The organism is Kribbella sp. NPDC043289, from assembly GCF_056436705.1.
Genome location: NZ_JBWKCB010000001.1, coordinates 1,597,196 through 1,611,531, shown reverse-complemented (window position 1 = coordinate 1,611,531; position 14,336 = coordinate 1,597,196). Strand labels below are relative to the sequence as shown.

Below are 14,336 nucleotides of genomic sequence, written 5' to 3'. Positions count from 1 at the left end.
TCGCATGGTCAGTGTTGGTGGACAGGCTGGGGTTACCGAGCGCACCGGACCGAACGCCGTTCGGTCACGGCGGCCGTTGGGCCGGCTGCTCGGGCGGGTACTCACAACGACCGATCACAAGCTGATCGGCCACCTGTACCTGATCACATCGTTCGCGTTCTTCCTGATCGGCGGCGTGATGGCGTTGGTGATCCGCGCCGAGCTGGCCAAGCCGGGCCTGCAGTTCGTGGACGAGGAGGTGTACAACCAGCTCTTCACGATGCACGGCACGATCATGCTGCTGCTGTTCGCGACCCCGCTGTTCGTTGGGTTCGCCAATGTCATCATGCCGGTGCAGATCGGTGCCCCGGATGTGGCGTTCCCGCGGCTGAACATGTTCAGCTACTGGCTGTTCCTGTTCGGTGGACTGATCACGATCAGCGCGTTCCTGACCCCGGGCGGAGCGGCCGACTTCGGCTGGACGGCGTACTCGCCGCTGTCCAACGGTGAACGGTCACCCGGTATCGGCGGAGACCTGTGGATCATGGGTCTGTGGATGGCCGGTCTGGGAACCATCCTCGGCGGCGTCAACTTCATCACCACGATCATCACCATGCGCGCTCCCGGGATGACGATGTTCCGGATGCCGATCTTCTGCTGGAACATCCTGGTCACGTCGATCCTGGTGCTGATCGCCTTCCCGATTCTCGCGGCGTCGTTGCTGGTCCTGGAGGCGGACCGAAGACTCGGCGCGCATGTCTTCGACGCGGCGAACGGTGGGCCCATCCTGTGGCAGCACCTGTTCTGGTTCTTCGGGCATCCCGAGGTGTACATCATCGCGCTGCCGTTCTTCGGCATCATCACCGAGATCCTGCCGGTCTTCAGCCGCAAACCGATCTTCGGGTACGTCGGTCTGGTGGCGGCCACGATGGGGATCGGGGCCCTGTCGATCGCGGTGTGGGCGCACCACATGTTCGTCACCGGCGCGGTGAATCTGCCGTTCTTCTCGTTCATGACGTTCTTGATCGCGGTCCCGACCGGGGTGAAGTTCTTCAACTGGATAGGTACGATGTGGGGTGGTCAGCTCTCCTTCGAGACACCCATGCTCTGGTCGATCGGGTTCTTGGTGACGTTCCTGTTCGGCGGGCTGACCGGTGTCATCCTGGCCTCGCCGCCGCTGGACTTCCAGCTGTCCGATACCTACTTCGTGGTCGCGCACTTCCATTACGTCGTGTTCGGCACGGTGGTGTTCGCGATGTTCGCGGGCTTCTATTTCTGGTGGCCGAAGATGACCGGCCGGATGCTCGACGAACGGCTCGGCAAGCTGCACTTCTGGCTGCTGTTCATCGGCTTCCACACCACGTTCATGGTGCAGCACTGGCTGGGCGTCGAGGGGATGCCGCGGCGGTACGCCGACTACGCTCCGCACGACGGTTTCCAGACGCTGAACGATGTCTCGAGTGTCGGCGCGTTCATCCTGGGCCTGTCGATGCTGCCGTTCTTCTACAACCTGTACAAGTCGCGCCGGAACCCGCGGGTGAACGTGGATGATCCGTGGGGCTGGGGCCGCTCGCTGGAGTGGGCGACGAGTTGCCCGCCGCCGCGGCACAACTTCAACAGCCTGCCGCGGATCCGGTCCGAGTCGCCGGCGTTCGACATGCACCACCCGGATCTCGCGATGGCGCACAACGGCGTACGGGCGTCGAAGAACAACCTGTTGGCAGACCCGGACGACGATGAGGGTGAGCTCGACCGGTAGTCAGCTCGGTAGGCGGTCAGCTCGGTAGACGGTCGAGGAGGCGGGTTAGTTCCTGCGCAGTGTGCTGGGGTGACGGGCTGGTGGAGGCGAGCAGGTCCAGCGCTTGGGTGTAGGCCTCGACGTCGTCGCGCTTGTCGAGGTAGAGCGCGCTGGTCAGATGCTCCAGGTAGACGACATCGGGCAGATCCCGCTGCGGGAAGCGGAGCAGGCTGAAAGCGCCGCCAGTGGCGGCGTGGCCGGCGCTCTCCAGCGGGATGATCTGAACGGTCACATTCGGCCGGGCGACGGCTTCGCGCAGCGCGCCGAGCTGATCCCGCAGCACCTCCAGCCCGCCGATCGGACGATGCAGCACCGCCTCTTCGATCACGGCCCACAGCTTGAGCGGCGGCTCCCGGTCGAGGACCCGTTGGCGGCGCCTGCGGAGCGCGACGACTCGCTCGACCTCGGCGGCGCTCCGCGCTCCGTTCTGGGACAGCTGCGCGACCGCGCGGGCGTAGTCGGCGGTCTGCAGGAGGCCGGGCACGAACTGGATCTCGTACGTCCGGATCAGCTCGGCGGACGCTTCGAGGCCGAGGTAGGCATCGAACCAGTCCGGCGTGACGTCGCCGTACCGATGCCACCAGCCGGGGTCGTTGGCTTCGCGGGCGAGCTGCAGCAGACGGTCACGCTCGTGGGCCTCCTGCACGCCGTACAGCGTGAGGAGGTCGGCGACGTCACGCTCCTTGAACCCGACCCGGCCGAGCTCGAGCCGGCTGATCTTCGACTCCGAGGATCGGATCGCCCAGCCCGCGTCCGTACGGCTCACACCGGCGCGCTCCCGCAGCTCCCGCAGATGACTCCCCAACATCATCCGCAAGGCCGTCGGCCCCACCACGTTTCGCCCCGCCATACCCCAAGCCTACATCATTATCGAACAAATGTTCCCATGCGATCTCAGCTTCTCCTGGTCGCCACTGTGATGTCTCAGGACATCGGTGAGACTCATGGTCAACCAAGGCATCTGCTCGGCCTGACCCGGACGCGCTCGCTCGGCGGCATGTCAGTGCGTTAGAGATCGGGGCGTTCGGGGTCCGTGATATCGACGCGGCCGCTCTCCTGCACTGTGAACTGCACGCTGCCGCGCCATCTGGGCAACTTGCGCTGAAGCCCTCGGAGAAGGCCGACGGACTCCTCGTCCGAGATGCCGGACGTGATCCGCCAGTCGAGGCCGGAACCGACGACATCGCTCGCAAACACGATCTCGACTGATAGCAGGACTCGTCTCCAGTCGTCTGCTGTCATCGTCTGGCCTGCTTCGATCCGCTTCCAAAGCGCCCAGGCCTCGCTCGACAGGCTGTCGGCGCTTGTGAAGCCTATGGCGACGGCGAGTTCATCCGTGGGCTGCGCGGGGCCGCCCCAGTCCAGCAACGCGGCCCGTAGAAAGCGTCGTTCCATGTCATCGAGCAGGACTGGCAACCGGGCAGCGTCACTCACAGCGCCGATACTGCCAGGGATCGCCGCACAAGCGTACTCGACGGCACGACTGCGCGGATCGCGGCAGATGAGTGCGTTTCCCGAGTCAGCGTTTAGTAGCGCCACAGCAGCGCCAGGGTGGGCCAGGGCGTAGATCGGGGTGATCCCCGTTGATGATTGCGGCTACACAGGCGCATGCTGTGGCCGTGAACAAGGTTTCGCTGACGGCGCCGACCCCGGCGCTCGGGGAGCGGGTCGTGGGCGCGGCGGCGATCGCATTGGTAGCGTCGTTGGTCATTCAGAATGCTGTGCTCGTCTGGGCCCGAGCGCCCGGCTACGGCGACCCGATCGAGAAGGTGCTCGCCTGGCACGCGGTTCACCGGGGCGCGGTCGCGATCGCGGTCGGCTCAGAGGCGCTGAACCTGCCGCTACTGCTCGTGTTCGTGACCGGTCTCCACGGGCTGGTCGGGCGTCGCGGGGGTGCGGGCGCCGACTGGTCGCGCCTCGCGGTGGCCGCGGGCGCGACTCTCGCGGCGGTCCTCGCGCTCTACGCCGTTCTGTGGAACGGAGTCGTATTGTCCGCCGGCGAGCTCGCCGAGCCGAGCCCGCTGTTCAAGCTCGTCTGGCAGCTGCATGCAGGAGCATTCGCTCTGGCGCTGTCGGCGCTCGGCACCACCTTCATCGGCGCGGCGCTGGCGGCGCATGCGAGTCGGCTGGCGGCGCCGTGGCAGCGTGTGCTCGGCGTGGCCGGGGGAAGCCTGGCGATCGCCGCCGGGGTGGCCAACCTCGCGATCGCTGACGGCTCGCCGATCCTGTTCGTGGGGCTGCTCGGCTACGCCGCCTGGCTCGTGTGGCTGCTGGTGACCGGGGTACGGCTGGTTCTGACGCCAAGGAAGGTCGGCGCTGCCTAGGAACCGTTCCCGCCACGCGGCAGCCCCGATACAAAGATTGCGTCCATCTGGGCGAGCCGAAGTGACACGACCGCTCATCGGCATGACAGCGCCTTACTGTCCGCGCCAAATCCGGACGTGCGGATCGCGGCATCCGCGGTGGTCGGCCGAGGACTCGGCTCAGGTGCTCTCCGGTGAGTAAATGGTTGGCGGCCACGCGTCGGGGCAGTCCCGCGGATCGCGGCAGATGCGGATGTTCGAGAGCTGCGGCGGCTCTGCATAGCTATGCAAGACGAACGTGCGCAGGGCCGTCGCAGTCACGTCCTCGACCGACCGACAGAGCACCCGTCTCTGCCTTCGGCCGGGGTGTGCCGAAAGGGGATCCGGATCCGGGCTCGGCAAAATGGATGGACGGGCGCCCGGTGATCACGCAGCAGGGCTCCTTGACCGGGCGGCTCGCGGGCGGCCCCGACCGGGCGGGCCGGCGACCGGCCTGCGCACTGGGTGTCCGGACTCGGATCAGTCACCCCGATGGCAGCGACTGGGTGCCGGCTAGTTGCTCGGAGAGCAGCTCGGCGAAGCGGCCGGACCGCTGCAGCAGCTGGTGGTAGTCGCCTTGCTGCACGATGTGGCCCTGGTCGAAGACATAGATGCGGTCCACGTCACGAAGCTCGTACGCGACGCCCGCGACGGCGTTGCGCACGCAATCCGGGACCCCCTATTGCCCCAGGACGCTGGCAAGTCCTACTACGTCCTCGAGATCAACATCATGTTCGTCAGCCTTGTGCTGATGGCCCGCATTGGCGTTCCTGCCGAGGTTCAGCGAAGGGCTGCCAATTCGTGCCACCTCTCATACATCGTCGAGCAGTTCAATCAGTCCCTGGCTGATTCTTGGTCGTGATCAAGAGAGCATTTTGTGGCCGACGGCACCGCGCTCGCGGCCGGTTGGGATCCTTCGACGGACAGGCGAGCTGTCGGCTCTCTCGTTCGGCCCCGACCTGCCTGTCACCGAAGTAGTCGGTAGCGAGACAGTCTGGTGTCAGGGAACCGCCATGAGTTGACGGCTTCTCGCACGGTGTAGATCAATCGGGGACTCGACCAGGACTGTGACGGCTTGGTGAGCATCCAACCGCCACCGATGGTCACGGTCGCGTGGGCGAGGTCTCCGTGCTCTGTCCAGACGAACACGACGCCCGGGTCGTCATCGCACTCGGTGCTGTTGATGGGTTCGGTGTGCTCGTCCAGCCAGACCCGAAACCTATCTGGGGCAATCAGGCCGTCGGTGACATCGAGGCCGGCGGCGGCCAGCACGGTGCCGAAGCAGTTGGGTCCTGAACCGCTGGTCGGGAAGGTACCGGCCAGTCGCTCGGCCTGTGGCAGTACCGCCTGAGCGCGACCCCACACTCCGCCGGGCACATCTCGGTGCCGACTCGGTCGGACCGCCCCCGACGCAACCCATCGGAACATCAGATCGTCGCCGGATCGGGCCAACTCCGACGGCCATACGGGCATCAACTTGGGGTGCACCGTTCGCCGCCGAGCGGCGAGCAGGCTGCGTCGAAGGCTCGGGCGCAGCGAATCGAACTCTTCCTCGCAGAGCCACGTCCAGGTTCCGCTGTACATGAAGAACGTGTCGGTCCACTCCGGTGTCGGCTCGACCTGCCTGAAGGGGACAGCGGCAGCGACTTGAGGCGGAAGCACGTCGGTCCGGAAGGGCTGTACCGACGGAGCGAACCAGTCGCGCCACCGGTCGATCAGGGCCTCATCGACACCAATCCCGAGCACCTCCGCCGACGTCACCCGACGGAGTCTGCCAACGCCGGCACCCGTGGACCACCATTTTTCTGTAAAAGCGCGCCCATCGTTCCCCGCCGACGCTGCTGATGGTCAATCCAGCAAAGTCAGCTGAGCTACGCCGAGCGTGCGGGATGGGATCCGCTGACGCGATGCCGGGTGGCCGGCACCGGACTTGGTGGCTCCAACCTAGACCTCGAGTTCGATGGCTCGCCGGACCGAGCCGCACTGGTCTGCGAAGTTAGGGCCACGCTTGGTGCCCTGACAGTTGTCGGAGCAAGCATGCGTTTCGAGGGCGCTGCCGAGGCCATCACGCTCTAGATACCAGTGACCCGCACGGCGGGAGTGTCACTGACATCGGCAGATCCGGAAGGATATGCCTTGCACGTCGGGCCGCAGAAGTGTCACACCAAGCGCCCCGGAAGCTTCACCGATGTCCTGGTACAGATTCGTCACCGCTGTCCTGAGACATGACGCATCCTGGTCGCCACCAGCAGCGAGTTCTGCAGGTCCGGCAGTACCACCTCGGTCGCCACCAGCCGCCGGTCCCCGAAGAAGACCTCCCGCTTCGGATCATGCGTCCGGTACGGCGAATCCACCGGCAACGCCGCGATCGGCGTCACGTCATCGACCACCAACCGCCCGCCGATCCGGAGCAGCTCCACCAGTTCGCGCGAGTGCCCACCGCCGTCGGCGAAGACCAGGTCGAACGGCGCTCGGCGGGACAACTCGTCGTACGCATCGCCATGCACCACTTCGACGCGGGGCTGGTCGGCGAGCACTCGGCGAGCTGCCGCGACACGCGCCTCGTCCAGCTCGACCGTCACCAGGTGGCAGTCGGCAGGCATGGCGGACGCCATCCACGCCGTGCCGAAGCCGACACCGGTGCCCATCTCGCCGATGCGGCCGCCGACGCAGGCCGCCGCCATCACGGCGAGGAACCGCCCCGCCTCCGGCGAGCAGCACGACGGGCCGGTGCCCGCGCGGGCCAGTGGCATCCCGATCTCGATGGCTGCTTCCCGCGCACGCCTGACCAGCGGTGGCAGATCGGCGGTGCCTCCTGCGGCCATGCGGCTAGTCGCGGAGGTATTCGGCGCGCCAGCGGAGGAGGGTGGGGGCTGCGGGGCTGGGGGACTGGTCGAGTTGGATGAGGTGTAGGTCTGGGGCGGTGAAGGATTGGATGGCGGCGCGGGTCAGGGGCCAGGGTGGGCCCTGGACCTGGTCGTCGGGTACGTCGTCAGCTCGGGCGGCGGCGATGACCAGGAGCGTTCCGCCGGGCGCGACCAGCTCGGTGACCTGCTTGATGGCTTGTGGTTGGAGCGCGATCGGCAGGGCCTGCACGGTGTAGATCTCGACGACCAGGTCGAACGCCCGGTGCCAGTCGGCGGGCGGCGCGAAGAGGTCGGCGACCAGGTAGTGCGCCTTCGAGTCCGGGTGATTGCGATGCGCGGTCTCGATCGCGCTCGGCGAGATGTCGAACCCGGTCGTGTCGTACCCGCGGTCGACGATCAGCTCGGCGTCCCACCCGGTGCCGGCGCCGACGACGAGCGCGGTCTTCCCGGTGCCGTCGGGCTCCGCTTCGTTGATCCAGTCGGTCAGCAGTTGATGCGCCGTACCCCGATCCCAGGGGACCACCGCGTCGCCGTCGGCGGCCGCGGCGTACAGATTCTCGAACCAGCCGGTCGGGTCGTCGCGGTCGAGGGACTCGCGCGCGATCCGCCGGGACACGACGTCCGGGTCCTCAGTCATCGGCCAAACCTATCTCCTCGGGACCGGCATGAATCGCGCGCACCGCCTGCACGGTGTCGACGTCCGCGGGCGCCTTGTCCTCGCGATACCGGATCACCCGCGCGAACCGCAGCGCCATACCGGCCGGGTACCGCGGCGAGGTTTGCACACCGTCGAACGCGATCTCGACGACCACCTCGGGACGGATGTGCACGACCCAGTCGTCCCGCTCGACGGCGAGCTCCTGGAAGCGCTCGGTCTGCCAGCGGAGCAGCTCGTCCGTCAGCCCCTTGAACGTCTTCCCGAGCATCACGAACTCGCCGGTGTCCTCGTCCCGCGCGCCCAGATGCAGGTTCGACAGCCAGCCCGTACGACGCCCGTGGCCCCACTCGGCCGCGAGCACGAGCAGGTCGAGCGTGTGGGTCTGCTTGACCTTGACCCATCCGGACCCGCGCCGGCCGGCCTCGTACGGCACGGTCAACGCCTTCACCACCACGCCCTCGTGCCCTCGGCGCACCGCGTCCGCGAAGAACTCCTGCCCGGCCTCGGCGGCATCGGTCACCAGTCGCGGCACCCGCCGCTCCTCAGGCACGAGCTTCGCGAGCCGATCGTGCCGCGTCGCACCGTCGAGCCCCAGCAGGTCCTCGCCGTCCTGGTGAAGGATGTCGAAGAAGTACGGCGTCAGCGGTACCGACTCCGGCCCGGTCGCGGCCCGCGTGGCAGTCCTGGACCCGGTCACCTGGAACGGCTCGGGACGCCCATCCGGCCGCAGCGCGATCAGCTCACCGTCGAGCACCACCTGCTGCGCATCCAGCGCGAGCACGGCGCTCACGACCTCGGGCACTCGCGCAGTGATGTCGTCGAGCGTCCGCGTGTAGACGACCACCGTCTCGCCATCCCGGTGCACCTGGATCCGGATCCCGTCGAGCTTCCACTCGAGCGCGGCCGGCGTACCCGTCTTCTCCAGCGCCTCCGCCACCGTCGTCGCCGACTGCGCCAACATCGGTTGCACCCCGCGCCCGACCTCGAGCCCGAACTGTGCCAGCCCCGCCTCACCTTCGGTCAGTAGGGCGACCGCGACCGGCGCCGTCGCCCCGCGCAACATCGCCGCGGCCCGGATCTTCGCGAGCGGAATGCCGGTCGCCCGCGCGACCGCGTCCGCCATCACACCGTCGAGCGCACCCTGCCGCAGCTCACCGCCGACCAACTGACGCAGGAACCGCTGCTCGTCCGCGGTCGCGCGACCGAACAACGCATCCACCGCGGCGCGCCGTCGGGCCTGCACACCGGCGCCCGACATCTCGGCCAGCTCCGCGAACGCCTGGTTCACCTCCGACACCGTCAACGACGGCTCGGCGGCCGGCTCCGGGGCCTCCATCAGCGTCCGCCAGCCCACCCCGGTCCGCCGCTGCAGCAGCTCGCCGGACAGGTAGGTCACGACGATCTCGATCTCGGCGGGCTCGGTGGCCTTCGACAACAAACCCGCGATGAACTCGGCCTTCTTCAGCCGCGACCGGGTCCCGGCCAGCGCGGCCGACGTCTCGACCACCTCGGTGAGCAACATGCACCCAGTCTTGCTCATCCCACGGACAGAACTACGGACAGAACTTTCGCCCTCGCAGAGGCATCGAGCTGTACGAGAGCTTTAGCCCGTCGATCCACCCTGGGGGAGAACATGCGACGTACGCTCGCGGCCGCCGCCGGCGTCCTGCTGGCGCTGCCTGTCCTGACAACGATCAGCCCAGCCTCAGCTACACCAACGACACAGACCGCCAACGCCTGCTACGTACAGGCCGGGGCGCTGACGACCGGCAAGGATTCGGTTGACCGGTACGTGAACGCCACCGCGCCGACCTCGGTCAAGCCGGTCTCCACGATGGCCAAGGCGCCGTACGGCGACCGCGCGGTCTCGCTCAGCAGCGAGTGGACCTGGGACGACGACTTCGGCGACGACATGTCCCTGAGCGGCAACATCGTCACCGGCGGCGCGCTGTACCAAGCCGGCCAGCTGGTCCAGAAGGGCACCGGAGGCAAGGTCGTCAGCAGCACGCTCAACCGCATCGGTGGCGGCTGGGGCAGCTTCCGTACGCTGACCAGGTCCTGGTCACTCGACCAGCCGACCTGGCGGACGTACGCGCTGCGCAACGACGGCGTACTGCTGCGCTGGTTCGTCAGCCTGGACAAGACCGGCAAGGAGGTCTGGCGCGCGGCCGGGTCGTATGCGGGCTTCTCAGCGGTCAAGACCGTCGCGTTGCTCAGCCGTACGTCGTCGTACGACACGCTGCTCGCGACGACCCAGGGCGGTGCGCTGTACACCATCCGGATCCCGCTGACCTCGCCGATGAAGCCGATCGTGAAGACGGTGCGCAGCAGCACCTGGCAAGGTTTCGAGACGCTGCTGACCAGCCGCTGTGGTCAGTACGGCACACTCCTGCTCGGCATCGACAAGGACACCGGCTCCGGATACCTGTACGCCGTTGGGCACGCCAACGGGACTGCGACGGTCATCAACAGCCTCGGCAAGGTCCCCGCGACCTTCAGCGACCCGGTGAACTTCAGCTGGGCGAGCGTCGTGGACGCCCCGCTGTTCGGCGAATAGGTCTCAGGGCGCCGGTGGCAGGTCGTCGAGGAAGTCCGCGGTCGGCGTGAAGAACAGGCAACCGGTGACCGCGGTCGAGAAGTCGAGCAGCCGGTCGTGGTTGCCTTCGGGTACGCCGATGAACATCCGCCGGAGCATCAGCTCGGTGACCGACGGTGTCTTGGCGTACCCGATGAAGTACGTGCCGAACTCCTGCTCGCCGATCGTCCCGAACGGCATGTTGTCGCGCAGGATCTGCAGCTCGTTGCCGTCCTCGTCCTCGACGACGTTGAGCACGATGTGCGCGTTGCCCGGCTTCTTCGCGTCGTCGAGCTCGATGTCGTCGAGCTTCGTCCGGCCGACGGCGAGCTCCTGCTGCTCGACGCTGAGCGCGTTCCACGCCTTCAGGTTGTGCAGGTACTTCTGCACGATCACGTAGCTGCCACCCTGGAAGTCGGGGTCCTCGTCACCGATCAGTACGGCGGCCTGGGCCTCGGAACCAGTCGGGTTCTCGGTGCCGTCGACGAAGCCGAGCAGGTCGCGCATCTCGAAGTACTTGAAGCCATGCACCTCGTCGACGACCGTGGCGGCGCCGTCGAGGACATTCATGATCTGGGCGGCCAGCTCGAAGCACTGGTCCTGGTGCGCGGCGCGGATGTGGAACAGCAGGTCGCCGGGTGTCGACGGCGCGTGGTGAGTGGCGCCCTGCAACTCGACGAACGGGTGCAGCTCGGCGGGGCGGGGGCCGCTGAACAGGCGGTCCCAGACGTCCGAGCCGATGCTGGTGACGCAGGACAGATTGCCGGCCGGGACGCGGAACCCGACCGAGCGGACGAGACCGCTCAGGCGCTCCAGCAGGTCGCGGGCCTGGGCCTCGCCGCCCTCCTCGATCCGCACGATCAAGAAGATCGCCGAACCGCTCAACGGCATCAGTACAGACTGCGGCAGCGCGTCCGTCGACCTGTCCGCCGCCGGCACCGGTTCAGTCACCACCGTGTTCTCCCTCCGTCCAGTTGGCCCGATCTTCTAGAGTCCAGTCATGGACCCGCAACAGCCCGGGCCGTCTCCGCGACCGGGCCCATACTCCCAGCCGGGACAGCAGCCACCGCCGCCGCCCCGCCCTGGCCCCTACCCACCACCGGGTCCATACCCCCAACAAGGCCCCTACCCACAGCAGGCCCCGCATCCGCAGCAGGGCCCGCATCCCCAGCAGGGCCCGCATCCGCAGCAGCCGTGGCCGTATCCGCAGCCTTGGGGCGCGCCGGCGCCGTACCCGGCTCCGTATGCCTACCGCGAGCCCCGCATCGTCCCGGCCCCACCAGGTACGCCGTTCCATCGCCTGGCCCGTACGCCGAAGAACACCTGGTGGCGCCCCCTGCTCGGGACACTGCTGCTCGGCGCCTGCGTCTTCTTCCTGACGTCGGCCGTCGTGGTCGCCTGGGCGATCGCGCACCGGGTCCTCGCCGGCCCGTTCCCGTCGCCCAGGGGAACGAACATCTTCCCGAGCGACACCGAGAACCTCGCGCTCACCCTGGTGATGCTCGGCGTCCTCACGCCGTGCGTCGGTCTGGCCGCGTGGCTGGTCCAGCGCCGGCCGTTCTGGAGCGTCGCGTCGGTGCTCAACCGCATCCGTTGGCGCTGGCTGTTGCTGTGCTGCGTGCCGGCGCTGGGGTACCTCGCGCTGTCGTACGGGATGAGTGTGCTGGTCGACGCGCTGTTCCCGGCCGGCGATGCGACCGGATCCTCTGGTGGTTCGTGGGTCGGCTTCAGCGCGTTCGTCGTACCGGCGCTGGTGATCCTGTTGCTCGTGCCGTTCCAGTCGGCGGCGGAGGAGTTCATGTTCCGCGGGTGGCTGATCCAGGCGGTCGGAGCGTACGGCCCGGACAACCCGAACGGGCGGGCGCGCTGGCTGCGGGTCCTGTTCCGGTCGCCCTGGCCGGGGATCGTGGTCGGCGGTGCGGCGTTCGTATCGGCGCACGGGTACACCGGCTGGGCGATGGCCGACATCTTCCTGTTTGCGGTGACGGTCGGCTGGCTGACGGTACGGACCGGGGGACTGGAGGCCGGTATCGCGCTGCACGCGCTGAACAACCTGCTGGCCTTCATGTTGCCTGCGGCAACTGGTCAGCTGTCCGGTTGGGACCAGCAGGGTGGCGCGCCGTGGACGCTGCTGATCTCGGACATCCCGTGCCTGGCGTTCTACGCGTTCGCGATCACCTGGCTGGCGCGCCGGCGAGAGATCGCCCGGGTCAGCTGAAGCAGGCTCAGCTAAAAGCAGGCTCGGCTAAAAGCAGGCGAGAACTGTCGGTCCGCTCTGGCAGGCTGTGCGGCGTGACGAACGCGAAGATCGAGGCCGTCCTGTTCGACTGGGGCGGCACCCTGGCAACCTGGCACGACATCTCCCTGTACGACACCTGGCGGGCGGTGACCGGCCACCTCGACGCGTCGGACTCCGCGGAGGCCGACGAGTTGGCGACCCGGCTGGTTGCGGCCGAGGGATCGGTCTGGCGGCGGTCACGCGACGAGCACCGGAGCAGCACGCTCGAGGAGGTGTGCGCGTTGGCAGGAGTCGAGCTGACGTCGGCGGCTCGTGCGGAGTACGAGCGGCAGTGGGATCCGCACACCGTGCTGGAGCCGGACGCGATGGAGACCCTGGCCGCGCTGAAGTCCCGCGGGCTGAAGATCGGTGTCCTGTCGAACACGATCTGGCCGCGTCGGCGCCACGAGGAGGTCTTCGCGCGGGACGGCGTACTCGATCTGCTCGACGGGGCGGTGTACACCAGCGAGATCGCGCACACCAAGCCGCACCCGGAGGCGTTCCTGGCCGCGATGCAGGCGGTCGGAGTGGCGGAGCCGTCCCGGTGCCTTTTCGTCGGCGACCGGCTGTTCGACGACGTCTGGGGAGCGCAGAACGCCGGGATGCGCGCGGCGCACCTGCCGCACAGCGCGATCCCGACCGAGCAGATCGGCCACACGGAAGGTACGCCGGACGCGACCGTCCAACGCCTGACCGAACTGATCGCCCTGGTCGACAGCTGGAACGAGGCCGCAGCCTGAGAGCTGTCTAGCACCGTTACGTCATGCGCCCGACGCGCTACGGCTAGCGACGCGTCACCGAGTCTGGTTAACGTCCAACCTCCTGCCAAACCGCCCTTGGAGGTTCTTCACATGCTCACCACGCGCCGTCGGTTCGCCGCGCTCGTCGCGGCGGCCGCAGCCGGTCTGACGCTCACCAGCGGCATCTCCCAGGCCGCACCGCCCTCAGCCAGTACGACAGCCAGCACAGCGGCCAGTACGACGACCGCCGGGGGACCGCTGCACGTGATGTCGTACAACCTGCGCTACGCCAGCGCCACCCCGCCGAACTCGTGGGCCGAGCGGCGACCGGTGATGCGTGAGCAACTGCGGAAGGCTCGTCCGCAACTGCTCGGCACCCAGGAGGGTCTGTACTCGCAGCTCCAGGACATCCGGTCCGACCTCGGGCCGTCGTACGACTCGATCGGTGTCGGGCGGGAGGGCGGCAGCAAGGGGGAGTTCATGATGATCTTCTTCGACCAGCGCCGGCTGCAGCCGCTCGAATACGACCACTTCTGGCTGTCGGACACCCCGAACGTGATCGGTTCCCAGACGTGGGGCGGCTGCTGCCCGCGGATGGTCACCTGGGTCCGGTTCAAGGACCGGGCGACGGCGAAGGAGTTCTACGCCGTAAACACGCACCTGGAGGCGTACGACGCGACCGCGCGGTCGAAGTCCGCGGATCTGATCCTGCAGCGGATCGCCGGCTTCGACCCGGCGCTCCCGGTCGTCCTGACGGCCGACTACAACGAGGCTGCGAAGCCCGGGCTGACCGTGTACGACAAGCTCGTCACGAGCGGGAAGTTCGCGGACAGCTGGGTGACCGCCGAGCAGCGTAGCCCGCTGTTCGCGACGTTCCACGGGTACAAGCCACTGACGCCGAACGGGTGACCGGATCGACTGGATCCTCACCACGCCTGGCCTCCGGGTGCCGAAGGCGAACATCAACACCTTCAGCAAGGACGGCCAGTTCCCGAGCGACCACCTCCCGGTCGAATCCTGGATCAACCTCGGCTGACCCCCCGGCCCCTCAAACGGTGCGCATCCCGTCAGGTGACGGGCCGGCCTCTCAAACGGTCGG

General features: G+C 67.8%; 13 protein-coding genes. 6 read left to right on the top strand and 7 right to left on the bottom strand.

Going from position 1 to position 14,336, the window contains the following annotated elements:
• The first annotated feature begins 4 nt into the window (after window positions 1-4).
• Window positions 5-1,738 carry an aa3-type cytochrome oxidase subunit I gene (gene ctaD / locus AC0662_RS07610; protein WP_478299203.1) on the top strand — a complete coding sequence of 578 codons (1,734 nt, stop codon included), beginning with the start codon at window positions 5-7 and terminating at the stop codon, window positions 1,736-1,738.
• A 16-nt stretch (window positions 1,739-1,754) separates the two neighbouring features.
• On the opposite strand, the gene AC0662_RS07605 is transcribed toward ctaD, so the two are convergent.
• Window positions 1,755-2,627 (bottom strand): helix-turn-helix domain-containing protein, encoded by an 873-nt coding sequence (locus AC0662_RS07605; protein WP_452196482.1) that lies wholly within the window; start codon window positions 2,625-2,627, stop codon window positions 1,755-1,757.
• A gap of 158 nt (window positions 2,628-2,785) precedes the next feature.
• On the bottom strand, window positions 2,786-3,211 hold the full coding sequence (locus AC0662_RS07600; RefSeq protein WP_452196481.1) for a hypothetical protein: 426 nt from the start codon (window positions 3,209-3,211) through the stop codon (window positions 2,786-2,788).
• A gap of 185 nt (window positions 3,212-3,396) precedes the next feature.
• Between AC0662_RS07600 and AC0662_RS07595 the strand changes: the two genes are divergently transcribed.
• Window positions 3,397-4,101, top strand: a complete 705-nt coding sequence (locus AC0662_RS07595; RefSeq protein ID WP_452196480.1) for a hypothetical protein — start codon at window positions 3,397-3,399, stop codon at window positions 4,099-4,101.
• Window positions 4,102-4,603: 502 nt separating this feature from the next.
• Here AC0662_RS07595 and AC0662_RS07590 read toward each other — a convergent pair.
• The 4 genes from AC0662_RS07590 to AC0662_RS07575 all read right to left on the bottom strand — a co-directional run bounded on the left by AC0662_RS07590 (window position 4,604) and on the right by AC0662_RS07575 (window position 9,184).
• Entirely contained in the window at window positions 4,604-4,783 is a 180-nt protein-coding gene (locus AC0662_RS07590; protein ID WP_452196479.1) for a hypothetical protein, read from the bottom strand.
• Between the two features lie 1,543 nt (window positions 4,784-6,326).
• Complete coding sequence (locus AC0662_RS07585; protein WP_452196477.1) at window positions 6,327-6,944, bottom strand: O-methyltransferase; 618 nt, start codon at window positions 6,942-6,944, stop codon at window positions 6,327-6,329.
• 4 nt (window positions 6,945-6,948) lie between these two features.
• Complete coding sequence (locus tag AC0662_RS07580) at window positions 6,949-7,623, bottom strand: class I SAM-dependent methyltransferase (RefSeq protein ID WP_452196476.1); 675 nt, start codon at window positions 7,621-7,623, stop codon at window positions 6,949-6,951.
• Window positions 7,616-9,184, bottom strand: coding sequence for an ATP-dependent DNA ligase (locus AC0662_RS07575; RefSeq protein ID WP_478299199.1), 1,569 nt, complete (start codon window positions 9,182-9,184; stop codon window positions 7,616-7,618). Before AC0662_RS07575 ends, AC0662_RS07580 begins: the two co-directional genes overlap by 8 nt.
• Window positions 9,185-9,277: 93 nt before the next feature.
• Here AC0662_RS07575 and AC0662_RS07570 point away from each other — a divergent pair, with 93 nt between their 5' ends.
• Entirely contained in the window at window positions 9,278-10,201 is a 924-nt protein-coding gene (locus tag AC0662_RS07570) for a hypothetical protein (protein ID WP_478299197.1), read from the top strand.
• Window positions 10,202-10,204: 3 nt separating this feature from the next.
• On the opposite strand, the gene AC0662_RS07565 is transcribed toward AC0662_RS07570, so the two are convergent.
• Complete coding sequence (locus AC0662_RS07565) at window positions 10,205-11,173, bottom strand: Dyp-type peroxidase (RefSeq protein WP_452196472.1); 969 nt, start codon at window positions 11,171-11,173, stop codon at window positions 10,205-10,207.
• Between the two features lie 46 nt (window positions 11,174-11,219).
• Here AC0662_RS07565 and AC0662_RS07560 point away from each other — a divergent pair, with 46 nt between their 5' ends.
• From AC0662_RS07560 to AC0662_RS07550, 3 genes are all read left to right on the top strand, one after another.
• The gene (locus tag AC0662_RS07560; protein WP_452196471.1) at window positions 11,220-12,437 is read left to right on the top strand and encodes a CPBP family intramembrane glutamic endopeptidase; all 1,218 of its coding nucleotides are present in this window, start codon (window positions 11,220-11,222) and stop codon (window positions 12,435-12,437) included.
• Between the two features lie 74 nt (window positions 12,438-12,511).
• Complete coding sequence (locus AC0662_RS07555) at window positions 12,512-13,237, top strand: HAD family hydrolase (protein WP_452196470.1); 726 nt, start codon at window positions 12,512-12,514, stop codon at window positions 13,235-13,237.
• Between the two features lie 111 nt (window positions 13,238-13,348).
• Entirely contained in the window at window positions 13,349-14,146 is a 798-nt protein-coding gene (locus AC0662_RS07550; RefSeq protein ID WP_478299194.1) for an endonuclease/exonuclease/phosphatase family protein, read from the top strand.
• The last annotated feature ends 190 nt before the right edge of the window (window positions 14,147-14,336 follow it).